This window comes from Salibaculum griseiflavum (assembly GCF_003129565.1).
Classification (GTDB): domain Bacteria; phylum Pseudomonadota; class Alphaproteobacteria; order Rhodobacterales; family Rhodobacteraceae; genus Salibaculum; species Salibaculum griseiflavum.
On sequence record NZ_QETF01000007.1, the window covers coordinates 15013 to 39986 of the forward strand.

Annotated in this window: 19 protein-coding genes; 6 read left to right on the top strand and 13 right to left on the bottom strand. The window is 62.4% G+C overall.

The window, feature by feature from the left end; genetic code table 11:
• The first annotated feature begins 128 nt into the window (after positions 1–128).
• From dnaK to radC, 3 genes are all read left to right on the top strand, one after another.
• Positions 129–2045 carry a molecular chaperone DnaK gene (gene dnaK / locus DFK10_RS08130; protein WP_109388480.1) on the top strand — a complete coding sequence of 639 codons (1917 nt, stop codon included), beginning with the start codon at positions 129–131 and terminating at the stop codon, positions 2043–2045.
• A 72-nt stretch (positions 2046–2117) separates the two neighbouring features.
• On the top strand, positions 2118–3272 hold the full coding sequence (dnaJ, locus tag DFK10_RS08135) for a molecular chaperone DnaJ (RefSeq protein WP_109388482.1): 1155 nt from the start codon (positions 2118–2120) through the stop codon (positions 3270–3272).
• 45 nt (positions 3273–3317) lie between these two features.
• Positions 3318–4106 carry a RadC family protein gene (gene radC / locus DFK10_RS08140; protein WP_109388484.1) on the top strand — a complete coding sequence of 263 codons (789 nt, stop codon included), beginning with the start codon at positions 3318–3320 and terminating at the stop codon, positions 4104–4106.
• Between the two features lie 6 nt (positions 4107–4112).
• Here radC and DFK10_RS08145 read toward each other — a convergent pair whose 3' ends face one another.
• The 3 genes from DFK10_RS08145 to secA all read right to left on the bottom strand — a co-directional run bounded on the left by DFK10_RS08145 (position 4113) and on the right by secA (position 9483).
• Positions 4113–5498 carry a phosphate ABC transporter substrate-binding/OmpA family protein gene (locus DFK10_RS08145; RefSeq protein WP_217810102.1) on the bottom strand — a complete coding sequence of 462 codons (1386 nt, stop codon included), beginning with the start codon at positions 5496–5498 and terminating at the stop codon, positions 4113–4115.
• Between the two features lie 104 nt (positions 5499–5602).
• The gene (locus DFK10_RS08150) at positions 5603–6640 is read right to left on the bottom strand and encodes a hypothetical protein (RefSeq protein WP_109388489.1); all 1038 of its coding nucleotides are present in this window, start codon (positions 6638–6640) and stop codon (positions 5603–5605) included.
• A gap of 116 nt (positions 6641–6756) precedes the next feature.
• The gene (secA, locus tag DFK10_RS08155) at positions 6757–9483 is read right to left on the bottom strand and encodes a preprotein translocase subunit SecA (RefSeq protein ID WP_109388491.1); all 2727 of its coding nucleotides are present in this window, start codon (positions 9481–9483) and stop codon (positions 6757–6759) included.
• Between the two features lie 188 nt (positions 9484–9671).
• Between secA and DFK10_RS08160 the strand changes: the two genes are divergently transcribed.
• Genes DFK10_RS08160 through mutT form a run of 3 tightly spaced genes read left to right on the top strand, consistent with a single transcriptional unit; the run spans position 9672 to position 12139 of the window.
• Entirely contained in the window at positions 9672–10526 is an 855-nt protein-coding gene (locus DFK10_RS08160; protein WP_109388493.1) for a peptidylprolyl isomerase, read from the top strand.
• 3 nt (positions 10527–10529) lie between these two features.
• Complete coding sequence (argJ, locus tag DFK10_RS08165; RefSeq protein WP_109388495.1) at positions 10530–11744, top strand: bifunctional glutamate N-acetyltransferase/amino-acid acetyltransferase ArgJ; 1215 nt, start codon at positions 10530–10532, stop codon at positions 11742–11744.
• On the top strand, positions 11741–12139 hold the full coding sequence (mutT, locus tag DFK10_RS08170; protein WP_109388498.1) for an 8-oxo-dGTP diphosphatase MutT: 399 nt from the start codon (positions 11741–11743) through the stop codon (positions 12137–12139). Before argJ ends, mutT begins: the two co-directional genes overlap by 4 nt.
• A 78-nt stretch (positions 12140–12217) precedes the next feature.
• Here mutT and infB read toward each other — a convergent pair whose 3' ends face one another.
• The 10 genes from infB to pip form a co-directional block, all read right to left on the bottom strand.
• Entirely contained in the window at positions 12218–14719 is a 2502-nt protein-coding gene (gene infB, locus DFK10_RS08175; RefSeq protein WP_109388500.1) for a translation initiation factor IF-2, read from the bottom strand.
• Entirely contained in the window at positions 14716–15348 is a 633-nt protein-coding gene (locus tag DFK10_RS08180) for an RNA-binding protein (RefSeq protein ID WP_109388502.1), read from the bottom strand. Before DFK10_RS08180 ends, infB begins: the two co-directional genes overlap by 4 nt.
• Before the next feature lie 21 nt (positions 15349–15369).
• On the bottom strand, positions 15370–16983 hold the full coding sequence (gene nusA, locus DFK10_RS08185; protein WP_109388505.1) for a transcription termination factor NusA: 1614 nt from the start codon (positions 16981–16983) through the stop codon (positions 15370–15372).
• Complete coding sequence (rimP, locus tag DFK10_RS08190; protein WP_109388656.1) at positions 16983–17576, bottom strand: ribosome maturation factor RimP; 594 nt, start codon at positions 17574–17576, stop codon at positions 16983–16985. The genes nusA and rimP overlap by 1 nt, the downstream gene beginning before the upstream one ends.
• A gap of 127 nt (positions 17577–17703) precedes the next feature.
• Positions 17704–18273 (bottom strand): hypothetical protein, encoded by a 570-nt coding sequence (locus DFK10_RS08195; RefSeq protein ID WP_109388507.1) that lies wholly within the window; start codon positions 18271–18273, stop codon positions 17704–17706.
• A gap of 158 nt (positions 18274–18431) precedes the next feature.
• Positions 18432–19982, bottom strand: coding sequence for an ABC transporter substrate-binding protein (locus DFK10_RS08200; protein ID WP_109388509.1), 1551 nt, complete (start codon positions 19980–19982; stop codon positions 18432–18434).
• Positions 19983–20028: 46 nt separating this feature from the next.
• On the bottom strand, positions 20029–21675 hold the full coding sequence (locus tag DFK10_RS08205) for an ABC transporter ATP-binding protein (protein WP_109388511.1): 1647 nt from the start codon (positions 21673–21675) through the stop codon (positions 20029–20031).
• A gap of 2 nt (positions 21676–21677) precedes the next feature.
• On the bottom strand, positions 21678–22880 hold the full coding sequence (locus DFK10_RS08210; protein WP_235866800.1) for an ABC transporter permease: 1203 nt from the start codon (positions 22878–22880) through the stop codon (positions 21678–21680).
• Positions 22877–23869: an ABC transporter permease gene (locus DFK10_RS08215; RefSeq protein ID WP_109388515.1), complete on the bottom strand. Its 993-nt coding sequence runs from the start codon at positions 23867–23869 to the stop codon at positions 22877–22879. The genes DFK10_RS08210 and DFK10_RS08215 overlap by 4 nt, the downstream gene beginning before the upstream one ends.
• A gap of 48 nt (positions 23870–23917) precedes the next feature.
• Positions 23918–24904: a prolyl aminopeptidase gene (gene pip, locus DFK10_RS08220; protein WP_109388517.1), complete on the bottom strand. Its 987-nt coding sequence runs from the start codon at positions 24902–24904 to the stop codon at positions 23918–23920.
• Between the last annotated feature and the right edge of the window lie 70 nt (positions 24905–24974).

The following is a 24974-nucleotide window of genomic DNA, read 5'->3' on the forward strand; positions in this document are numbered from 1 at the left end:
TTCTTTTCCCCTACCTATATACGCCCTGATCCGGATCGGGGATGACCCCGGTTCAGCAGAATCCATGAGGCCGGGGTGCCGCATCGGGCCCCTGCCGCTCAAACCGCCTGAAGAAAGGGATTTGTAAAATGGCCAAAGTCATCGGAATTGACCTCGGGACCACCAACTCTTGCGTTGCCATCATGGATGGCAGCCAGCCGCGCGTTATCGAAAACGCGGAAGGGGCGCGCACGACGCCCTCCATCGTCGCCTTCACGGATGACGAACGTCTTGTCGGCCAGCCGGCCAAGCGCCAGGCTGTCACCAACCCCGAAAACACCATTTTCGGCGTCAAGCGCCTGATCGGCCGCCGCATCGACGACAGCGATCTGGCCAAGGACAAGAAGAACATGCCGTTCTCCGTCATCGACGGCGGCAACGGCGATGCCTGGGTTTCGGCCAAGGGCGACAAGTACAGCCCCAGCCAGGTGTCCGCCTTCATCCTGCAGAAGATGAAGGAAACCGCCGAAAGCTACCTGGGCGAGGAAGTGACACAGGCCGTGATCACCGTGCCCGCTTACTTCAACGACGCCCAGCGCCAGGCCACCAAGGATGCCGGCAAGATCGCCGGCCTCGAAGTGCTGCGCATCATCAACGAGCCGACCGCTGCCGCGCTGGCCTATGGCCTCGACAAGAAAGAGACCAAGACCATCGCCGTCTATGACCTTGGCGGCGGCACGTTCGACGTGACCATCCTCGAAATCGACGATGGCCTGTTCGAAGTGAAATCCACCAACGGCGACACGTTCCTCGGCGGTGAAGACTTCGACATGCGGATCGTCAACTACCTCGCCGATGAGTTCAAGAAAGAGCACGGCGTCGACCTGACCAAGGACAAGATGGCCCTGCAGCGCCTGAAAGAGGCCGCCGAGAAAGCCAAGATCGAGCTGTCCAGCTCGTCGCAGACCGAGATCAACCAGCCGTTCATCTCGATGGGGTCCGACGGCACGCCGCTGCACATGGTCATGAAGCTGACCCGCGCCAAGCTGGAAAGCCTTGTTGGCGACCTCATCAAGGCGTCGATCAAGCCGTGCCAGGCTGCGCTCAAAGATGCGGGCCTGTCGACCGACGATATCGACGAGGTCGTTCTGGTCGGTGGCCAGACCCGGATGCCGAAGGTGTTCGAAGAGGTGACCAAGTTCTTCGGCAAGGAACCCCACAAGGGTGTGAACCCCGATGAAGTGGTCGCCATGGGCGCCGCCATCCAGGCCGGTGTCCTCCAGGGTGACGTCAAGGACGTGGTCCTGCTGGACGTGACCCCGCTGTCGCTGGGCATCGAGACCCTGGGCGGCGTGTTCACCCGCCTGATCGACCGCAACACGACGATCCCGACGAAGAAGAGCCAGGTTTTCTCGACGGCCGAGGACAACCAGAACGCCGTGACCATCCGCGTCTTCCAGGGCGAACGTGAAATGGCGTCCGACAACAAGCTTCTGGGTCAGTTCAACCTCGAAGACATCCCGCCGGCCCCGCGCGGCATGCCGCAGATCGAAGTCACCTTCGACATCGACGCCAACGGCATCGTCAACGTGTCCGCCAAGGACAAGGGCACCGGCAAGGAGCAGAAGATCACCATCCAGGCCTCGGGCGGTCTGTCCGACGAGGATATCGAACAGATGGTGAAGGACGCCGAGGAGAACGCCGAGGCCGACAAGGAGCGCAAGGAACTGGTCGAAGCGAAGAACCAGGCCGAAAGCCTTATCCACTCGACCGAGAAGTCGATGGAAGACCATGGCGACAAGGTCGACCCGACCACGATCGAGGCGATCGAACTGGCCATTGCCGCGCTCAAGGACGACCTCGAAGGCGACAGCGCCGAGAAGATCAAATCCGGCATCCAGAACGTGACCGAAGCGGCCATGAAGCTGGGCGAGGCGATCTACAAGGCGCAGGCCGAAGACGCCGGTGACGCCGACCCGGAAGCGCCCGAAGAGGCCTCGGGCGGTGTGGACGACGACATCGTCGACGCCGACTTCGAAGACCTCGACGACGACAAGCGCGCCTGAGGGAAATGACGCTGCAAAGCCGGCCCAGCCCATGCCGGGCCGGCTTTGTGCGACCCAAAGGGGGAAACGCTCATGTCCAAACGTGACTATTACGAGGTTCTCGGGGTCTCAAAGGGCGCCAGCGCCGACGAAATCAAGAAGGCCTATCGCAAGAAGGCCAAGGAACTGCACCCGGACCGGAACACCGACAACCCCGAAGCGGAACAGCAGTTCAAGGAAGCGGGCGAAGCCTACGACGTCCTGAAAGACCCGGAAAAGAAAGCGGCCTATGACCGCTTCGGCCATGCCGCTTTCGAAAACGGCATGGGTGGTGGCGGTGGCCGTCCCGGCGGTGGCTTCCAGGGCCAGGGCGATTTCGCCAGCGCCTTTTCCGATGTTTTCGACGACCTGTTCGGCGATTTCATGGGTGGCCGCGGTGGCGGCGGCGGCCGGTCTCGCGCCGCGCGCGGCAGCGACCTGCGCTACAACATGCGTGTCACACTCGAAGAGGCCTATGCCGGCACCCAGAAGACGATCACCGTCCCGACCTCGGTGCAGTGCAGCTCTTGCGACGGTTCCGGCGCTGAAGGCGGGAGTGAACCGGTCACCTGCCCGACATGTTCGGGCATGGGCAAGGTGCGCGCGCAACAAGGGTTCTTCACTGTCGAACGGACCTGCCCGACCTGTAACGGGATGGGTCAGACCATCAAGAACCCGTGCAAGACATGCCACGGCGCCGGACGCGTCGAGAAGGAAAAACAGATTACCGTCAATATCCCGCCCGGCGTCGAAACCGGCACCCGGATTCGCCATGCAGGCGAGGGCGAGGCCGGGATGCGTGGCGGGCCTGCCGGTGATCTTTATGTCTTCATCGAGGTCCGCGAACATGAATTGTTCGAGCGCGAGGGCAATCACCTGTTCTGCCGCGTGCCGGTCTCGATGACCACCGCCGCGCTGGGCGGTGACATCGAGGTGCCGACGATCGACGGCGGGCGCAGCCGCGTCAAGATCCCGGCCGGCAGCCAGTCCGGCCGCCAGATGCGCCTTCGTGCCAAGGGGATGCCGGCGCTTCGCTCCGGCGGACCCGGAGACATGTTCATCGAATTGGCGGTCGAGACCCCGGTCAACCTGACGGCCAAGCAGAAAGAGCTGCTGAAGGAATTCGAAAAGCTGGCGGAAGACAACAATCCGCAAAGCTCGAATTTCTTCAAGTCGGTGAAGAACTTCTGGGAATCGATGAAGGGTTAACCGCCGTTAACGTCCCGGTAAGGGATTCGGGGCAAGTGTGGAGGCATGACGGACCAGCGTGCCTTTGCCGAAGCCCCGATACCTGCCTTCCAGCCCGATCTTCTGGATGACGACGAGGCGCAGGTCGTGTCCCCCGTGCGCCGACCCAATAGCGGCCGTCTGCCATCCTATCTTGCCGACCACAGAAAGAGGCTGCGAGAGCGGTTTCGCAACGGCGGCGCGGCAGCGATGCCGGATTACGAGTTGCTCGAACTGGCCCTGTTCCGCGCTATCCCACGGCAGGATGTGAAACCCCTGGCCCGGCGGCTGATCGAAGCCTTCGGCGACGTGAGCGGCGTCCTGTCTGCGCCGCCTGCGCGCCTTGAACAGGTCGCGGGGGTGGGCCCGGCCGTGGCGACCGAACTCAAGATCATCGAGGCCTTGGCCCACCGGATGGCCCGGGCCAAGGTGCTGCAGCGCCATGTCATCAGCAGCTGGGACGCGGTGCTGGATTACTGCCACACCGTCATGGCCCACCGCGATACGGAGCAATTCCGCATCCTGTTCTTGGACCGCAAAAACATCCTGATCGCGGACGAAGCGCAGGCCGAAGGCACCGTGGACCATGTTCCCGTCTATCCGCGCGAGGTGGTCAAGCGCGCGCTGGAGCTCAACGCCTCGGCCCTGATCCTGGTCCACAACCATCCGTCGGGCGACCCGACCCCGTCCGAGGCGGATATCGACATGACCCGGCAAATCAACGACGCCGCCCACGCCCTTGGTATCAGTCTTCATGATCATCTTGTCATCGGCCGGTCGCGCGAATTGAGCTTTCGCGCCGAGGGACTTCTGTAGAGTCTGCTAACGCCGATCCCGAACCCACATTTCGACACGGCGATTCGCCTGCTGGCCGGGGGCACTGTCATCGCAGGCAAGCGGCATGGCCTCGCCGAACGCGTCGGTCTCGATCCCGACATTGAAGGGCAGCGCACCGCCCAAGGCTGCCAACAGATCCTCTTTGACCGCCTCGGCTCGGGCCGCGGCAAGGTCCCGGTTGGCATCCGCCGGTCCGCGCCCGTCACTGAACCCGACAAGCACGATGTCGCGCCCGCTATAGCGACCATCGCGGATGGCATGGGCCAACATCAGAAGATGAGATCGTGACGGCGCGTTCAGAAAGGTCGACCCCGGATCGAATCGGAAAGTGATCGAAATCCGGGTGTGAGCGTCCAGCGCCCGGACAAGGCGTTGAAGCTCACCCAACGGAACATCCGCCCCGGCCATGCGAATGGCATTGGCGAACCGACGGCCTTGGGCATCGATCGGGATCGGAACTCCGGCAAGGTCCACCAGCCCGGCCCGTCGCACAACCAGCTGCGCCGCCTCGCTGCGCAACCAATCGAGGAAGGCCTTGATATCTGGATGCGGACGCCAGGGCGGCAGATACAGGTAGACCGGAAAGGTCAGCGGGTAGTCCTCGGTCCTGATGCTGCGCTCTGTTGCAGTGGATCGCAGGCCGCACGGCCCGCTCAGGGCCAGTTGCCGCCATGGCCCCACCTGTGACAACGGAACAAGCGCCAACGCGTCCGGCTCGGCGGCAAGTGCGTCGGACAGGCTCTCGGGGGTCGCATGCAGAATCAGCTCTGGTCCGTTTGCGGACTCGGGCAGAAGCCAGGTCAGGTCAGGTCCGATCGTTTCCAGAAGGTGCAGCCGGTTCGACGCGCTGCGGTCCGGCCAGACCGTCCCGTTCCCTGAGATCGCATCGACGAGACGCGACAATGGAATCGATCCGCGCGCGTGATCCGCTGCAACCGCCGGCACGAGGGCATCCATGGCAAGGATCTGAGCCTGCCGCGCATTGTCCAGGGCAGCCAGGCCTTTGCGTTCTGCAAGGTCCAGTTCCGCTGCCGAAAGCGGGCGCGGCGACAGGAAAACGTCAAAGGGAGTCTCGGGCAGGCCATCAATCGCCTGAATCGCCGAGGCCGACCAAAGCGCATGGTCGAGCCGATTGCCCGTATCGCGCCTGTAGGCCTCGATCAGGGCCGGAACGAGCAATTGCGCAGCTCGGCCTTGCGCCGCGATTCGCAGCACGGGGGCCGCCCCGTCAGCTGGGCAATCCGTCCCGATGCAGGACACCCCTTCGGACCTGAGCGAAACCGGTCCTGACTCGGTGGCGAGGGTGAGGATTTCGCCGTCATGCGCAAGATAGTGGCCGGTGACCTGCACAGCGCCATTGGTGGACTGCACGGTTATCGTGTCTGCCGAGGAATGAGTGGGCAGCAAACAGAAAAATGCGGCGAAAACCGCCGCACTTCCCATTGATCCAAGAATGTTTCGAACCCGGAACCTCGTCATCGCGAGGCAAGTGTCAGGTCCTCGAACATGTTTTGCAAGAAGAGATAATCCCCCACAGCCTCGCAATCGGGCATCCTGACCGACAGGTCCAGCGCCAGCGTGTTGCCATCGGGAAAGACCTGGATGCTTTGGGCGGCGACTTCCTGCCCACAATTGCCCTCGGTAATCTCGGCTTCGGCGATCAACTGGATGTCGCCATCATCATGCTGTCCCGAGGGGAAGGTATAGACCTCGGCCAGAAAGGCATCCTCGACCGTCGCATCACCCAGCTGCACGAGGAAACCGCCATCACCGGCGGCGGCACGGTCGGCGCTCGCAAGGTTCTCACGAGAAATGTGACCAGCCTCGCCATAGCCCGCACCGAACTCATAGGCGCTCAGCATCACGCCCGCCTCGCCCCGCCATTGCAGGACGGCGCGATCGAACGCGGCGAAGTCGGGAACCGTGACGGTGGAGACACTGCCCTCACCATCCGGGAACGCGGCGATGAAGACAGAGATCTCTGCAAGCGCGGGAACGGTCAGCGCCGCTGTGCCGTCGGCATCGGTCTTGGCCGTAAACATCATACCCTGATGATGCAGCACGAAAGGCGACTCGGTGTGACAAGGGGCGGACACCGTCAGCGCGACCATCGCAGCCTCGCTGGACGAACCCTCCATGAGGATATTGCAGCTTTGCGCGGTTTCCGGTTCGGGCATGGTCTCGGGCCCGAGGACACTCGGTGCATCGTCGGTCTCGACGGCGGCCAGTTCCACGGGTGCCTCGGCCGGTTCAGGCGGTCGCGCGGTTTGCGGCAGGGACACGGCACCGGCAAGATCCGCCGTCACGTCTTGGGGAATGGGCAGGCTGGGGCCGTCAGCGACCTGTTCAACCGGCGCCACATCCGGTGCGACCGGCTCGGGTGCAGCCTCGGCCGTATCGGAATCGGACCCGAACCGGCTGGCCAGCGCGTCTCCGTTCTGCATGACGAATCCGATGCCAAGCGCAACACTGAACGTGCCGGCGGCCATGACAATCTGTTTGACGCGGGACATCACATGTCTCCTTCCCACCATTCAATCGGGAAACAGACTGTCGGTGCCCAATGGCCTCAGAAAGGCCCAACCGGGGATTCTTGGCGTCCGAAATGGGGCAGCAATATGCCGTTACGTCAGGCCAGGCGGCCGTGGCAGTGCTTGAATTTCTTGCCGGATCCGCAGGGGCAGGCCTCGTTCCGGCCGGGATTCCCCCAAGTGGAGGGGTCGTTTTCGTCGAACCCCTCCTTCGTGGACGCGGAGGCAGCAGCCGCCGCAGGCGCCGCCGCCTTGGCCGACCCGGCATTCTCGCGCGAGGCGGCAGCCTGCAGTTGCTTTTGCTGCTCCATCAACTGCGCCATCATCTGCTTCTGCTCTTCCTCGGTCATCGGCCGGATTTGCGAAAGCTTCTGCGTCACGTCCGTGCGCAGACCATCCAGCAGACCCTCGAACAGTTGGAAGGATTCGGTCTTGTATTCATTCAGCGGGTCGCGCTGCGCATAGCCGCGGAATCCCACGACCGAGCGGAGATGTTCCAGCGTCACCAGGTGTTCGCGCCACTTGGTATCGATCGTCTGAAGCAGAATCTGCTTCTCGACATTGCGCATGGTTTCTTCGCCGAAGGCCTCGGTCTTTTCGGCCATATGCTTGGTTGCGGCCTCTTCAAGACGTTCGCGGATCACGTCGTTATCCGCGCCTTCCTCGGCGGCCCAGTCGATCACCGGCACATCGATACCCAGCTTGGAGATGACCTCGGCATACAGGCCCTCGGTGTCCCACTGGTCGGCATAGGACTTGGGCGGCATGTAGCTGTCGACCATGTCCTCGATGACCTGTTCGCGCATGTCCTGCACGATCTCGGACAGGTCCTGCGCCTCCATGATCTCGCGGCGCTGACCGAAGATCACCTTGCGCTGGTCGTTCATGACATCGTCGAACTTCAGCAATTGCTTGCGGATATCGAAGTTGCGCGCCTCGACCTTGGCCTGCGCCCGTTCGAGGGACTTGTTGACCCAGGGGTGAACGATGGCCTCACCCTCTTTCATGCCAAGGCTGGACAGCATCTTTTCCAGCCGTTCAGACCCGAAAATCCGCATCAGGTCATCTTCGAGCGACAGGAAGAAAGCCGACCGGCCCGGGTCACCCTGGCGGCCGGACCGCCCGCGCAGCTGGTTGTCGATGCGGCGGCTTTCGTGGCGTTCCGTGGCCAGAACGAAGAGGCCGCCCGCGTCCTTGACCGCCTGTTCATCGGTCTCATGTTCCTTCTCGATCCGCTCACGGATCGCCTCGGGGTCGCCATCCGGATCGGCCTCGATGGCCTCCATGATCTTGAAATCGACATTGCCGCCCAGCTTGATGTCGGTTCCGCGGCCGGCCATGTTCGTGGCGATGGTCACGGCGCCCAGCTTGCCGGCATCGGCGATGATCTGCGCCTCTTGCTCGTGCTGGCGGGCGTTCAGGACGTTATGCTTGATCCCGGCCTTGGTCAGCATCTGGCTGAGGAACTCGGACTTCTCGATCGAGGTGGTGCCGACAAGGGTGGGTTGCCCCTTGGCATTCGCGTCCTTGATCGTCTCGACGATGGCGTCGAATTTTTCCTGCGCGGTGCGGTAGACGGCGTCGTCCTCGTCCTGACGGGCAATGGGCTTGTTCGTCGGCACTTCAACCACGCCGAGGCCGTAGATTTCCATGAATTCGTCGGCTTCGGTCAGGGCCGTGCCCGTCATGCCGGAGAGTTTGTCATAAAGCCGGAAATAGTTCTGGAACGTGACCGAGGCCATGGTGACGTTCTCGGGCTGGATATCGCAGCCTTCCTTGGCCTCGATGGCCTGGTGCAACCCCTCGGACAGTCGGCGCCCGTGCATCATGCGGCCTGTGAATTCGTCGATCAGCACGACCTGACCGTCGCGCACGATGTAGTCCTTGTCCTTGGTGAACAGCTTGTGCGCGCGCAGGCCCTGGTTCACGTGGTGGACGATGGTGGTGCTTTCGGGATCATAAAGGGTCTGACCCTCCGGAAGAAGCCCGGCCGCATGCAGACGTTGTTCGAGAAACTCGTTCCCCTCGTCCGTGTAGGTTACGCCGCGTGTCTTTTCATCCAGCTCGAAATGCTCGTCTTCCAGTTCGGGAATGATCTTGTCGATGGAGACATAAAGATCGGACCGGTCCTGTGCCGGACCCGAAATGATCAGCGGCGTCCGCGCCTCGTCGATCAGGATGCTGTCCACCTCGTCGACGATGGCAAAGTTGTGGGCGCGCTGCTTCATGTCCTTCAGCTCGGACTTCATGTTGTCACGCAGGTAGTCGAAGCCCAGCTCGTTATTGGTCGCGTAGGTGATGTCGCAATCGTAGGCCTGTTTCTTCTCGTCCTCGTCCTGCTGCGGGTAGACCACGCCACAGGTCAGCCCGAGGGCGTTGTAGACCTTGCTCATCCATTCGGAGTCGCGGCGGGCCAGATAATCGTTCACCGTCACGATATGAACGCCCTTGCCGGTCAGGGCATTCAGGTAGGCCGGGAAGGTCGCCACCAGCGTTTTGCCCTCACCGGTCTTCATCTCCGAGATGTTGCCCTGGTGCAGGAAAATCCCGCCCATCAGTTGCACGTCGAAGGCGCGCAGGCCGAGCGCCCGCTTGGCGGCTTCGCGGCAATTGGCAAAGGCTTCGGGCAGGATCGCATCCAGGCTTTCACCGCCCATCGCGCGTTTTGCGAGCTCTTCGGTCTTGTCCTTCAAGCCCTCGTCGCTGAGCTTTTCGAAATCGGGTTCAAGCGCGTTGATCTTTTCCACCAGCGGACGCGTCGCCTTGATCTTGCGGTCATTGGCGGTTCCAAAGACCTTCTTCGCGAGTGTTCCGAAACCCAGCATATTCTCTCCGCGGCCAGTTCCTGGCCTTTCAGTCATCAAAGAATGAGGAGGTTGGTTGTGCCCGACCGGCACGCCACCTAAGTTCGGGGCCAAGACCGGCCCCCCTCGGGACCTTTAGGCGATGTAAGGGGCCGCTAAACAGGTGTCAACGCCGCGTGCCGACGCGGCAGATAAAGGACGGAAACATCATGTATAATAGCCTCAAGATCGCGTCGCTCGTGGCCGGCCTTGCCCTGCCTGCCAGCATGGCACTGGCCGAAGGGCATGGCGACATTGCCGCGGATACGGTCGTGGCAACGGTCAACGGAACCGAGATCACGCTGGGCGAGATGATCATCACCAAGGCACAGTTGCCGCAGCAATATCAGCAGCTACCTGACGAGGTGCTGTTTACCGGCGTTCTAGACCAGTTGATCCAGCAGCAATTGTTGGCCGACACGCTGGAGGAGGTGCCCAGCCGCTTGATGGTCGCGCTGGCCAACGAGGAACGCGCGCTGCGCGCCGGTGAGGTCGTGGACGGCATCTACCAGAATGCGGTCAGCGAAGAGGCGATCCAGGCCGCCTATGACGCACGGGTTGCCGAGATGGGCGACACGATGGAATGGAACGCATCCCACATCCTTGTGGAAACCGAGGAAGAAGCCGCCGAGATCAAGGCGCTGGTCGAGGGCGGCGCCGATTTCGCCGAGACCGCGCAGGAACGCTCGACCGGGCCGTCGGGCCCCAATGGCGGCGAACTTGGCTGGTTCGGCCCCGGTATGATGGTCGCCCCATTCGAGGAAGCCGTGACCGGGATGGAGTCCGGGGATGTATCCGACCCTGTCGAGACCCAGTTCGGTTGGCATATCGTCAAGCTGAACGACACCCGCATGCAGGAAGCGCCCAGTCTTGACGAGTTGCGCGCCGAGCTGACCCAGCAGCTTCAGGAGGCGGCGCTTCAAGCCCGGCTCGACGAGCTGGGCACGACGGCCGAGATCGACCGCCCCGAAGATGGCGCCTTCGACCCCTCGATCATCAGTGATCTTGACCTGCTTGAGGACTGATAGATGAAGCGATCCCCCTTGGCGCCCGCGCGCTTTCCCGACCTTCCGGTCATCGAAGGCGCCCGGTTCGCCACCGTCGCGGCCGGTGTGCGCTACAAGGATCGGCCTGATGTCATGCTGGCCGAGCTGGCCGAGGGGACGACCATTGCCGGGGTATTCACGCGCAGCGCGACCCGCGCGGCACCGGTTCTGGACTGCGAAGCCAAGATCGACGGCACGGGAACCGGGCGAGCGGCAATCCTGGTCAATTCCGGCAATGCGAACGCCTTTACCGGCGCGGCAGGCGAGGCTTCGGTCAACGCGGTTTGCTCCGGCGTTGCCGAGACGCTGGGGATCGACCCCGACCGTGTCTTCACCTCGTCCACCGGGGTGATCGGCGAGCCGCTGCCTCATGACAAGGTGCTCTCCAAACTGTCCGAACTGGCCGACGGGCTGGCCCCGAACGGGATCGAAATGGCAGCGCGCGCCATCATGACGACCGACACTTTTGCCAAGGGCGCCATGGCCGAGGTGGAAATTGCCGGTAAGCCCGTCCGGATTGCTGGCATTGCCAAGGGGTCCGGCATGATCGCCCCGGATATGGCCACGATGCTGGTCTATATCTTCACCGACGCGATGATCGGACAGGCGCAACTTCAGACCTTGCTGCGGACCCTCACCGACCAGACTTTCAACTGCATCACGGTCGACAGCGACACCTCGACCTCTGACACCTTGCTTTGCGCGGCAACGGGGGCATCGGGCGTCGATGTGACCGACAGCGCCGGCTTCACAAAGGCACTCCATGACGTGATGCTCGACCTGGCCCAGCAGGTTGTGCGCGATGGCGAAGGCGCCAGCAAGTTCATCGAGGTGCAGGTCGGCGGCGCAGCGTCCGACGACGAGGCGCGGCAAGTTGGCCTTGCCATCGCCAATTCCCCGCTGGTCAAGACAGCCATTGCCGGTGAAGACCCGAATTGGGGCCGCATCGTCATGGCCATCGGCAAAAGCGGCGCACGGGCCGACCGCGACCTGATCACCATTCATTTCGGCGACACATTGGTGGCGGAAAAAGGCTGGGTGGCACCGAGCTACTCCGAAGAGGCAGGCGCCAGTTACATGAAGAACGACGAGATCGTCATTGCGGTCGATCTGGGTCTGGCCGGCGGCATGGCCACGGTCTGGACCTGCGACCTGACCCATGACTACATCTCGATCAATGCGGATTACCGGTCGTGAAAACGGTTCTTGTCAGCGCCGTCGCGCTTGTGGATCTGGACGGGCGGGTGCTTCTGGCCCAGCGGCCAGAAGGGAAATCCATGGCGGGCATGTGGGAATTTCCCGGCGGAAAGGTCGAACCGGGCGAGACGCCCGAGGCGGCGTTGATCCGCGAATTGCACGAGGAACTTGGCATCGACACGTGGTCCTCCTGCCTTGCGCCTTTGACCTTCGCCAGCCACAGCTATGACGATTTCCACCTGCTCATGCCGCTCTTCGCCTGCCGCAAATGGAATGGCACACCGACCGGCAAGGAAGGGCAAACGTTGAAATGGGTCCGCACCAACGCGTTGCGTGATTATCCCATGCCGCCTGCCGATATCCCTCTCATCCCGATCCTGCGCGACTGGCTTTGAACCACCAAACGAACGGGGCCACAGAAAAAGGGCGCCGAACTGGCGCCCTTTCCAATATCTTGCATCGCTAACGACGCGTCAGAGGCTGCGCTCGACCTCTTCACGTTCGAAGATCTCGATCACATCGCCGGGACGGATGTCATCGTAATTCTCGAAGGCCATGCCGCATTCCTGGCCCGAGATGACCTCGGCCACCTCGTCCTTGAACCGCTTGAGCGTCTTCAGCGTGCCTTCGTGGATCACGACATCGTCGCGCAACAGACGCACACCGGCAGAGCGTCGGGCGACGCCCTCGGTCACGAGACAGCCAGCCACCTTGCCAACGCCGGAGACCTTGAAGACCTCGCGGATCTCGGCATAGCCGATGAAGTTCTCGCGCACTTCGGCGGACAGCAGGCCAGAGGCCGCCGCTTTCACATCGTCCACCAAGTCATAGATGACCGAGTAGTAGCGGATTTCGACACCCTTCTGGTTGGCTGAATTCCGCGCCGGGGCATTGGCCCGGACGTTGAATCCGATAACCGGCGCACCCGAGGCTTCGGCAAGGCCGATATCCGTTTCGGTGATGGCGCCCACGCCCGAATGCAGCACGCGAACGCGCACCTCTTCGTTGCCGATCTTTTCCATCGCCTGGATGATCGCCTCGGCAGAGCCCTGCACGTCGGCCTTGACCAGGATTGGCAGTTCCTTGACGTTCTCGTCCGCCTTGGCCTTGGCCAGCAACTGATCAAGCGTGGTCGCGGCGCCCGCCGCAGCAAGCTTGTCCTTGGCGGCCTTCTGGCGATACTCGGCGATTTCGCGGGCCTGCGCCTCGGTCTCGACGACGTTCAGCACATCGCCAGCCTCGGGCGTGCCATTGAGACCAAGAACCTCGACCGGAACCGATGGCCCGGCTTCCTTCACGCGCTTGCCCTGGTCGTTTTCCATGGCGCGAACCTTGCCCCACTGCTCACCAACGACGAAGATATCGCCTTGGCGCAGCGTGCCCTTCTCGACCAGCACGGTGGCGACGGGGCCGCGGCCCACGTCCAGCTGGGCCTCGATCACGGCACCTTGGGCGGCGCGGTCCGGGTTGGCCTTGAGTTCGAGAATTTCCGCTTGCAGCGCGATGGCTTCCAGCAGCTCATCCAGGCCCTGCCCAGTGATGGCCGAAACCTCGACATCCTGAACGTCGCCGGACAGCCCCTCGACGATCACCTCGTGCTGCAACAGGTCGGTGCGCACCTTGTCGGGGTTCGCCTCGGGCTTGTCGCACTTGTTGATCGCAACGATCATCGGCACACCGGCGGCCTTGGCGTGGTTGAGGGCCTCGACAGTCTGCGGCATTACCGCATCATCCGCGGCCACCACCAGCACGACGATATCCGTCACCTGCGCGCCGCGTGCCCGCATGGACGTGAACGCGGCGTGGCCGGGCGTATCGAGGAAGGTCAGCACACTGCCGGACTCGGTTGTCACCTGGTAGGCACCGATATGCTGGGTAATGCCGCCCGCCTCGCCGGCGGTCACGCGAGCATTGCGGATCGCGTCCAGAACCGACGTCTTGCCGTGGTCGACATGGCCCATGACCGTGACGACCGGCGGACGCGGCTTCATGTCCTCTTCCTTGTCGTCAACCGTATCGATGACCTGTTCGACATCAGAGTCAGACACGCGCACCACCCGGTGGCCGAATTCCTCGATGATCAGTTCGGCCGTATCCGCGTCGATCGTCTGGGTCTGGGTCGCCATGATGCCGTTCTGCATCAACGCCTTGACCACGTCGGCAACCTTTTCGGACATCCGGTTGGCAAGCTCGCCCACCATGATGGCTTCCGGAAGCTGAACGTCGCGGATGACCTTTTCGCGCTCGGCCTGGCCACCCATGGCCTTCTGACGGGCGCGTTCCTGCTTGCGCTTCATCGCGGCGAGCGACTTCTGACGCCCGCCTTCGCCGCCACGCAGCGCCTGGTTCAGCGTCAGTTTGCCGGACCGGCGGCCTTCGTCACGGCCACCCTTGCCACGCGGTTGCTTGTTGTCTCGGTTGTCGCGCTCTTTTTCCTTGCGGGGACCGGGCGCGGCACGCCCCCCACCCCGCGCCTGTTCCTCAGGCGGAGCCGCAGCCGGTTCGGCGGGCGCCGCAGCCTTCTTGGCGGCCTCCTCGGCTTCACGCTTCTTGCGCTCTTCTTCTTCCTGCTTGGCCTTCAACGCCTCTTCGCGTTCGCGCTCTTCGCGCTCCTTGGCCTCGGCCTCGGCGCGGCGGCGTTCGCGTTCGGCTGCACGGGCCTTTTCCTCTTCTTCGCGCTTCTTGGCCTCTTCGGCCTCGCGGGACTTGGCGGCCGCAAGAGCCTTCATCCGACGCTCCAGCTCGGCGTCCGAGATGCCTGCGGGCCGCTTCGAGGGATCGCCCCCGGTCGGTGCCGCGCCACCAGCCCCGCCGGACTTGGCGCCAGACGCACCGGGCTTTGGAACGACAACGCGCTTGCGCTTCGTCTCGACCACGACATTCTTGGTCCGGCCGTGGCTGAAGCTTTGCTTCACATTGCCCGAACGCGGGCCGCCACGCAGACCAAGGGGTTTCTTGCCGTCACTATCGCTCATTTAGCTTCTGTATCCTTTCCGGCAGCGCCCTCGCCACCGACATTTACCCGCAATCCTTTAAGTCTCGCGGCTTCCTCTACAACACGGTCACTGAGTCCACCAGAGGCGAGCGCCCCGTGTATCACAGATTGACGCCCAAATGCCAAACCCAATTCGGTTGACGTCAGGCAGTCGAAATATCGCGCCCCGGTCGGGGTCCACAGCTTGCCCTTGCCGCGTTCGGATCCGTCCGAGGCCTGGAGCAGCACGCGCACGACCTCACCGCCGGCCAGCCAACCCTTGACCTTTTCGAAGCCGCAAACGGCCTTTCCAGCCTTTCGTGCCAGCGAGATCGTCTCGATCACGCGGCGCGCCAGCTGGCGCTCGATCTCATCGGCCAGGCCATCGGGAACAGTGACCTTGCCTTTGGCCGCCCGCGCGAATTGCGCAGGTTTGACCGCCTCGATCACTGCCCGGTCGGCCGTTACATACATGCCGCGGCCGGGCAGCTTGCCCAGTATGTCGGGCACAACAGCCCCATCCGGCCCGACGACGAACCGGATCAGCCCGGGCTTGGGTGCCGTTTCACCGGTGACGACGCACCGGCGTTCCGACACTTCCCGATCCTTGGCGCGACCTCCGCGACCCATGTGACCCCAGAAGGCCTGAAATCAGGCCTCCTGCTCCTCTTCGAGTTCGGCGTCTTCTTCAGCATCGGCTTCCAGCTCAGCCGGGTCGACCCAGCCGAGCATGACGCGGGCGGTCATGATCATGTTCTGGGCTTCTTCAAGGCTGACGTCGAAGGGTTCCAGCACACCGTCATCCTTGGTGCGCTCTCCATCGACTGTCGTCCAACCGCCGGCCAGTTCCCAATCAGCGCAGGTCGCGAAATCTTCGAGCGACTTCACGCCATCTTCGGCCAATGCCTCGATCATCTGGGGTGTCAGGCCTTCGAATTCAACCAGGCTGTCCTGCACACCCAGTTCACGGGCGCGCTCCATGGCCTTGGCGTTCTGGGCTTCCAGGTAATCGCGGGCCCGCGCTTGCAGCTCGTTGGCGGTATCCTCGTCCACCCCGTCGATGACAAGCAGTTCGTCCAGCTCGACATAGGCGACTTCCTCGAGGTTGGTGAACCCTTCGGAAACCAGCAGCTGGGCAAAGAATTCGTCCAGGTCCAGCGTGTCCATGAACAGCTTGGTGCGTTCCTCGAACTCGGCCTGGCGGCGCTTGGATTCCTCTTCCTCGGTCAGAATGTCGATATCGAGGCCCGTCAGCTGAGAGGCAAGGCGCACGTTCTGGCCACGGCGGCCGATGGCCAGGCTCAGCTGATCCTCGGGCACCACGACCTCGATGCGTTCGGCATCCTCGTCAAAGACGACCTTGGACACCTCGGCCGGTTGCAATGCATTGACCAGGAAGGTCGGCATGTCCTCGTTCCAGGGGATGATGTCGATCTTTTCACCCTGAAGCTCGTTCACAACGGCCTGCACGCGGCTGCCGCGCATACCCACGCAGGCACCGACCGGGTCGATCGAGCCGTCATAGGAGATGACCGCAATCTTGGCGCGGCTGCCCGGGTCGCGGGCCACGGCCTTGATCTCGATGATGCCCTCGTAGATTTCGGGCACTTCCATCTTGAACAATTCGGCCATGAATTCCGGTGCGGTGCGCGACAGGAAGACCTGCGGCCCGCGCTGCTCGCGGCGCACGTCCTTGATGTAGACCCGGATCCGGTCATTCGGACGATAGCTTTCGCGACCGATCTTCTCGTTGCGCCGCAGCACACCTTCGCCCGGGTTCAAATCGACGATGACGTTGCCGTATTCCTCACGCTTGACCTGCACGTTGAGAATTTGGCCAACGCGGTCCTTGAACTCTTCGTATTGCTTGTCGCGCTCGGCTTCGCGGACCTTCTGCAGGATCACCTGCTTGGCCGACTGTGCAGCGATCCGGCCCATTTCCACCGGCGGCACTTCTTCGACGAAGGTATCCCCGACTTTGGGATCGTCGAGATATTGCTTGGCCTGATCGACGGTCATCTCGGCCTGGTAGTTTTCCAGCTCGTCATCTTCGACCACCGTGCGAACGCGGGTAAAGGTGGCGCGGCCCGTCTTGCGGTCGATGCTGACGCGAATATCCATTTCGGCGCCGTAGCGAGACTTCGCGGCACGGGCGAGCGACTCTTCCATCGCCTCAATCACCAGGGCCGGGTCGATCATCTTCTCGCGCGCGACCGCCTCGGCGGTTTGCAGCAATTCAAGCTGGTTGGCAGAGGTAATCGCCATCAGTCTTTCTCCTCATCAGGACCGTCCAGCACGGTCTCCACTTCGTCAAATTGTGTCTCGTCGATCTGGCCGGCATCCTTGCGGCCTTTCAGAACATCGCGGATCAGTTCATCCGTCAGCACCAGCTTGGCATCGCTCAACCAGTCGAACTTCAGGCCGATTGTCACCGGCTCGCCATGTTCCTCGATCTCGATCAAAACCTCGTCGCCTTCGGTGCCGTGCAGCACACCCTTGAACCGGCGGCGACCGTCGATCATCTGCTCGGTTTCGATCTTGGCCACATACCCTTCCCAAAGATCAAAATCCTTCAGCCGGGTCAGAGGCCGGTCGATGCCGGGGCTGGAGACCTCCAACGTGTAGGCGTCAAGGATCGGATCCTCGACATCCAGCACGGCACTGACGGCGGTGCTGATCTGGGCGCAATCATCCACTTCGATGCTGCCATCGGGCTTTTGGGCCATGACCTGCAAGGTGCTTTCCTTGCCTGTCATCAGCCGCACGCGGACGACCTCGTACCCCATGTCCTCGACAGTGGGGGCGATGATCTCGTTGATCCGGCGATCCATCGCCGAGCGGGCAATCAGGTCAGACATATCATCCAGCCACAAAAAAACGGGCGCGCGGCCCGTTCGAAATTCCGGTGGAGCCTCGGGGGTGGAAGCCGAAGCGCCGCTGTTGACTTGCATATAGAGCCAGACTCGTCTGGACGCAAGGGCCGGGTTACAGGCCCAGCATCCGGTGAAGCGCCGCCAGATCGGAATCGCTGATCGGGCGCCCGCCCGTCAGCTGCATGAGACTGTCCTGTTGCCGTGTCAGCGCGCCCTGGGCTCGGGCCGTCAGAGTCTGATAGTTCTCCATGGCCGCGGCAAGCGCCGACTCATATCCGCCATCGGGAAATTCGGCCGTTATCTGCGCTTCGCTGAGCGCCTGGAGCCTCACAAGTGTCTGAGCCGCGGCATTCTGTTGACGTATGATCTGAGCGGAGACGATGACCGTGTCGCGATAGATGGCGAGGCGAGCGGGCGTGCTGTTGGGCGCGGCATTCACACTCCCGGCGTTCGCGGAACGCAGTCCGCTACGTTCTTCGCCGCGCCCGTTATTGCCGTTGTCCCGGTTGCTGCGATCCTTGTCACGATTGCTGTTTCCGTTCCCATTGCCGTTGCCATTCCCGTTGCCGTTCCCCGCAAATGCCTCAGCGGGAGTCAGACTTGCCAAAAGGCACAGGACCGCCATGAGCTTGGCAAAACTCTTGGCGGCATTGCGAATCGAAAACAGTGGCGCGGTGGTCATTACTACCTGCAAACTCAGACGTCCCCACTCGATGTCTTAGGTATGTATGCAGGCCTGTTTCGGTCCGAATTGTGACAATTTTGGGCAAGTAGAAAAAACGCCCCGGCAAGTCCTGCCGGGGCGTGCTTTCTAACTGAGATTCGGAAACAGGTGGCCGATCAGGCGGCCCACCAGCGTTCCGCCATGCGGGCATTATCCATCTGCCAGAGGTTGCCCACGGTTTCGGGCGTGGCGATGCGGTTGTTGAGGGCCTGCACGTAATTGGCGAACATCGGCACCAGAACACCGCCATCATCACGCAGGATCTGCTGCATTTCGTAATACTGCTCACGCCGCTTGTCGCTGTCCAGCTCGGCCCTCGCCATGATCAGCAATTCCTGGAAGCGGGCGCTGTCCTCGCTGCCCCACTGGCTGTCGTTCCATGGCACGCCCTCTTCATAGGCAGTCGAGAACATCCAGTCCTCGGTGGCCCGGCCCGACCAGTAGGACGCACAGAAAGGCTTCTTCAGCCAGACGTTCGACCAGTAGCCATCGGCAGGTTCCTGGATCACATTGATGTTGATCCCGCCGGCAGAGGCCGAGGCCTGGAACAACTGCGCGGCATCAACTGCGCCCTCGAAGGCCGCCGACGAAGCCGAAAGGTCGATGTTCAGGCTGTCCATGCCGGCCTGCTGCAACCAGTACTTGGCCTGATCCGGATCGTATTCCAACTGTTCCATATCGGCGTTGTAGTACTGGTTCGCCGGTCCGATGGGGGAATCGTTGCCTACCTTGCCGTGACCCAGCAGGATCTTGTCCACCAGTTCCTGACGGTTGATGCCATACTTCAGCGCGCGGCGCACATTCACATCGGTGAACGGGGCCACGTTGGTCAGCATCGGGAAGATGTAGTGCTGGTTGCCGGTCACTTCCTGGATCGAAAGCTGCGGATTGGCCCGCAAAAGCGATTCGGTCTTGAAGTCGATCCGGTTCACCGCGTCGACCTGACCGGTCATCAACGCGTTCATCCGCGCCGTGTTGTCGTTGATCGCGATGTATTCGATCTCGTCAAAGAACCCGGCATCATCGCCCTTGTAGTGGTCGGGATAGCGGGTCGCGACCATGCGCACGCCCGGATCAAAGGACTGAACCTGGTAAAGCCCGGTGCCGATACCATTGGCGATCGCTTCGTCGATCTGGCCCGCCGGATACATCAGGATGTGATAGTCCGACAGAAGATAGGGCAGGTCCGCATTGCCTGCATTCAGGGTCAGTTGAACCTGATGATCGCCCATCTTGGTCATCTCGACGATGTTCTCGACGATCGGCTTCGCGGCCGATTTCGATTCCTCGCCCAGGTGCATTTGCAGCGAGGCGATCACGTCATCGGCGCCGAAAGGCTTGCCGTTGTGGAAAGTCACGCCCTGGCGCAGGTTAAACGTCCAGGTCTTGGCGTCGGGCGTGGCTTCCCAGTTCTCGGCCAGTTCGCCAACAAGCGAACCATCGGCGCGAATCTCGGTCAGGCTGTCGAACACCGCGCCCTGTGCACAGGCGATCATGAACAGGTCGGAATGGGTCCGGCTATCCCAGCTGTCCGAGGTATTCGCACCGGACAAACCAGCGGTCAGTTTGCCGCCACGGGTCTGGGCCCGGATCGGCAGGCCGGTCGCGGCCAGAACACCGGCGGCCACACCGGTTTTCAGTAGGCCACGTCTGTTGAGTCTCGTCATCTTGGTCTCCCTGTTATCGATTGGGTCTTAGCTTAGCGCGATTCGGTCACATCTTATCAACTGCCGCATCGCCGATGTTATCGACGCCCCGTTCCGCCAGAAGATTGTCCAGCCAGTCAGGATCCATCTCGGGAACCGAACTGAGAAGCAAATCGGTATAGGCATGATGCGGCGGGCGGAACATTTCTGTCTTGGGTCCGCGGTCGACGACCTTGCCGTCCTTCATCACCACAACCTCGTCCGAGATCGCACGCACGGTCGCGAGATCATGAGTGATGAACATGTAGGACAGGCCAAGCTCGTCCTGCAACCTGGCAAGTAGCCGCAGAATGCCTTCGGCGACCAGCTGGTCCAGAGCGCTCGTCACCTCGTCGCAGATGATGAAACGTGGCTCGGCGGCCAGTGCCCGGGCGATCCCGATCCGTTGTTTCTGGCCGCCGGACAGCTCTGAAGGAAGGCGGTTTCGGAATTGCGCGGGGTCCAGCTCGATCTGGTCGAGCAACTGGTCCACCCTGTCACGCAAGGCGGAGCCCTTGAGCCCCATATAGAATTCCACGGGCCGGCCGATGATCTGGGCGATTGTCTTGCGCGGGTTCAGGGCCGTATCAGCCATCTGGTAGATCATCTGGACCTGGCGCAATTGTTCCTTGGACCGGGCCTTGTAATCGAGAGGCATGGCTTCGCCCTCGAATTCCACATGGCCCTCGCGCGGTGGCAACAGGCCAGTGATGCACCGCGCCGCGGTGGACTTGCCAGAGCCGGACTCCCCTACGACCGCCACGGTGCGACCGGCATGGATATCAAAGGACACGTCATGCAGCACGTCGACCTTGCCATAGGCTGCCGTGACCCCCTTGACCGAAACCACCGGCACGGCATCCGGTTCCGCGGGCGGTTTCTCGGGGCGCTCGAAACTGCGCACGGCCCAAAGCGACTTGGTGTAGTCCTCTTTCGGGCTCGACAGCATGGTGCGGGTATCTGCCTCTTCCACCTCGTCCCCGCGCAGCAGGACCTTGATCTTGTCTGCCATCTGGGCAACCACGGCCAGGTCATGGGTGATGTAGATGGCCGCGGTGTCGAACTCCTCGACAATTTCGCGGATCGCGGCGAGCACCTCGATCTGGGTGGTGACGTCCAGCGCCGTGGTGGGTTCGTCGAAAATGATCAGGTCAGGGCGGCAGGACATGGCCATCGCCGTCATCGCGCGCTGCAATTGTCCGCCGGACACCTGGTGCGGATAACGGAACCCGATCTGGTCGGGGTTCGGCAGGCGCAGCTTGCGATAAAGCTCGATCCCGTCCTCCTGGCTTTGCGCCCGGCTGGCGACACCGTGCTGGACCGGCCCCTCGGTATGCTGGTCGATCAGGCGATGCGCCGGATTGAAGGAGGCCGCCGCCGATTGCGCCACATAGGCGATGCGCTTGCCCAGAAGTGCGCGCTTCTTGGCGGCCGACGCATTGACCATGTCTATGCCGTCGAATTCCACTGTCCCGTCGGAAATCCGCACCCCGTCGCGGGTGAACCCCATGGCAGCCAGCCCGATGGTGGACTTGCCCGCGCCGGATTCACCGATCAGGCCAAGCACCTCGCCCTTGTTGAGGTCCAGATCGACGCCGTTGATGATCGGGGACCAGCTTTCGTCGCTGCGCCCTTCGATATGCAGGTTGCGGATTTTCACCAATGGGTCGGGCATGGTCACTCCTTCAGCCCCGAGGACTTGTGCAGCATCCAGTCGACCACGAAGTTGACCCCCACGGTCAGCAAGGCGATCGCACCAGCTGCCAACAACGGCGTCACGGCAGCCATGGGCGAGAAAGCGGCGAAATTGATGAACTGCGCCAGGTCGCGCACCATCGTGCCCCAGTCGGCCAGCGGCGGCTGGATGCCGACGCCAAGGAAGGACAGTGCCGCGATGGTCAGGAAGACAAAGCAGAACCGGAGACCGAACTCGGCCAGTAGCGGCGCGGTGGCGTTGGGCAGGATCTCCTTGAAAACGAGGTATCCCAGGCCCTCGCCGCGCAGCTTTGCGGCCTCGATATAGTCCATGACCACAATGTTCAGCCCGACGGCGCGGGCAAGGCGATAGACCCGTGTGCTGTCGATCACCGCGATGATGACGATCATGAACCATGTCAGCGGAATACCCAGCTTCGGCGCCCAGACCGTTGCGATGGTCATGAGCAACAGAGCGAAGATCAGTGACGGGATCGCCATCAGGACATCGACCGCGCGGCTGAGCAACTGGTCGAGCCAGCCACCCAGCGTTGCAGCCAGAAACCCGAAGGTGCCGCCCAGCAAGAACGCCAGAATCGTCGTTATGAAGGCAATCCCGACGGTATTCTGGGCGCCGTAGATCAGCCGGGACAGGATATCGCGCCCGATCTGATCGGTGCCCAGCGGATAGGCAGGGTCGCCACCAAGCGCCGGATCGCCTCCGGCAATCACGTTGGCCGCACCAAGAATCTCCTCCTGGCCGTGGGGCGCGATCGCCCCGGCAAAAATGGCGACAAAGGCGTAGATCAGGATGACGAGGATGCCGAAAGACGCCGTCAAAGGCATCTGGCGGAACAGCTTGCGCGTCCACGCAGTTCCCACATTTCGCCCCAGAAGGCGGAACAGCCAGGCGGCAGCCGCGAAGATCAGGAACCCCTGCACAGCCCAACGGAAGAAGACGACACCGGCATTGGCCATGCCGGCCTCGGTCACCTTGGGCTGGAAATAATACCAGACCGCGAGGATCAGAAGGGTCGCCGCCAGCATGTAGCCGAAGGCCTCGCCATAGGACATGTCGCGGAACTTGGGCGCGTCCCCAGTGGCCTTCTGCCCGGCAAGGCGGAACAGGAACGCCATGGCCGCAATGCCAGCAAGGCCAAGCAGGAAAATCATCGAGCCGCTCATTTGGGGTGCCTCAGGCGCGGATTGGACAGGATCGACAGGATATCGGCCGTCAGATTCAACAGGATATAGGCGGCGGCAAAGATCAGGCAGCAGGCCTGCACCACCGGAATGTCGCGGATCTTCACACTATCGACGAAGAGCTGCCCGATACCCGGATAGACGAAGACCACCTCGACGACGACCACGCCGGTGATCAGGTAGGCAAGGTTCAGCGCGATAACATTGATGATCGGCGCCAGCGCATTGGGCAACGCGTGTTTCACGATGACCCGCATGGGCGACAGTCCCTTGAGCCGGGCCATCTCGATATAGGGTGACGCCAGCAGATTGATGATCGCGGCCCGCGTCATCCGCATCATGTGCGCCGTGACCACAAGCGTCAGCGTCAGCGCGGGCAGAAGCGATTTCTCGACCCGTTCCCAGAACGGCATGCCCTGATAGATGTTGGACAGGCTGGGCAGGATCGGATTGAGAACCGCCAGGAACAGGATCAGCACGTAGGCCATGAAGAATTCCGGGCTGGAGATCGAGCTGAGCGTGAAGATATTGGCCGACCGGTCGAACGCCGTGTTACGGTAAAGCGCAGCCAGAACCCCCAGCGTGATCGAGAACGGCACCGCAATCGACGCGGTGACGGCCGCAAGGAACAGCGTGTTCGACAGACGCGGCGCGATCTGCTCGACCACGGTCGTCGTATCGGACCCGCCGCCCAGGTTGCTGACCCGGTTGAGCTGCGAAAAGCTGGTGCCGAGATCCAGCGTCAGCATCCCGCGCAACCAGTCGAAGTAGCGCAGCACCAGCGGCTGGTCCAAGCCCAGATCACGCCTGATGGTGGCGACCGTCTCGGGCGTGGCGCCCTGGCCCAGGATCAATTCGGCAAAGTCCCCCGGCAAGAGGTTGACCGCCACGAAGATCACGATGGACACGACAAACAGCGTCAACAAGCCGAGGCCGAGGCGCTGGAGGATAATCCTCAGGATTGAGTTCACGTATTCCGTCCCTGTTTTGCGAACAGGTTACCGGAAGCCCCCCAGCATTCAACCCCCTGCTTGGCGACGCTGCGCGATGCGGTCGGTGGCGCGCACGAGCTCCGCGCTGATTCCGGGTTCCGACAGGGCATGGCCGGCCTTGGGCACCATGACCAGGCGGCCCACCGGCCAGGCTTGCGACAAGCGATGCGCCGAGGCGGGTGGGCAGATCATGTCGAACCGGCCTTGCACGATGACGCCGGGAATATGGGCGATCCGGTCCATCCGGTTCAGAATCCGCGTGTTGTCGTCGAGAAAGGCGCCGTTGTGAAAATAGTGACATTCCAGCCGGGCGAAGGCACGGGCGTAGTCCCCCGGCCCGTCCATTCCCGCGCCGTTGCTGTCGATCGAGGCCAGCGCGTTTTCCCAGCCCGCCCAGGCGCGCGCATAGCGCGTCTGAACCAGGCGGTCATCGGAAAACAGCCGCTTGTGATAGGCGGCGATCATGGCGTGGCGTTCCTCTTCGGGGACAAGGTTCGCAAACCGGTCCCACAGCTCGGGCCAGAACTTACCCGCGCCACCTTCATAGAACCAGTCAAGCTCTGCCTGGGTGGCCAGGAACACGCCGCGCAGGATCAGCTCCCGCACGCGGTCGGGGTGTTCCTGGGCGTAGACCAGGGCCAGGGTGGCCCCCCAACTGCCGCCGAAGGCGACCCAGGTGTCGATGCTCAGCTCCTGCCGGATTTGTTCGATATCCGCGACAAGGTGCCAGGTGGTGTTCGCCTCGACACTGGCATGGGGCCGCGAGCGGCCGCAGCCTCGCTGGTCGAACAGGATCACTCGATAGACGGCCGGATCGAAATAGCGCCGCATGGCGGGGCTGCACCCGCCTCCCGGCCCGCCATGCAGCACGATCACCGGCAGGCCATCGGGATTGCCGCATTGTTCGACATAGATCCTGTGGCCATCGCCGACATCCATCATCCGCTGATCGAACGGCTCGATCGGGGGGTAGAGATGTGCAACCGCGCGTCTTTGTCCCGGGACCTTGTCCATGACCATCCTATATGAGAGCGAGGGGAAGAAATGCCCCTACGCGATCTGGCATGCCATTTTGGAGAGTGCG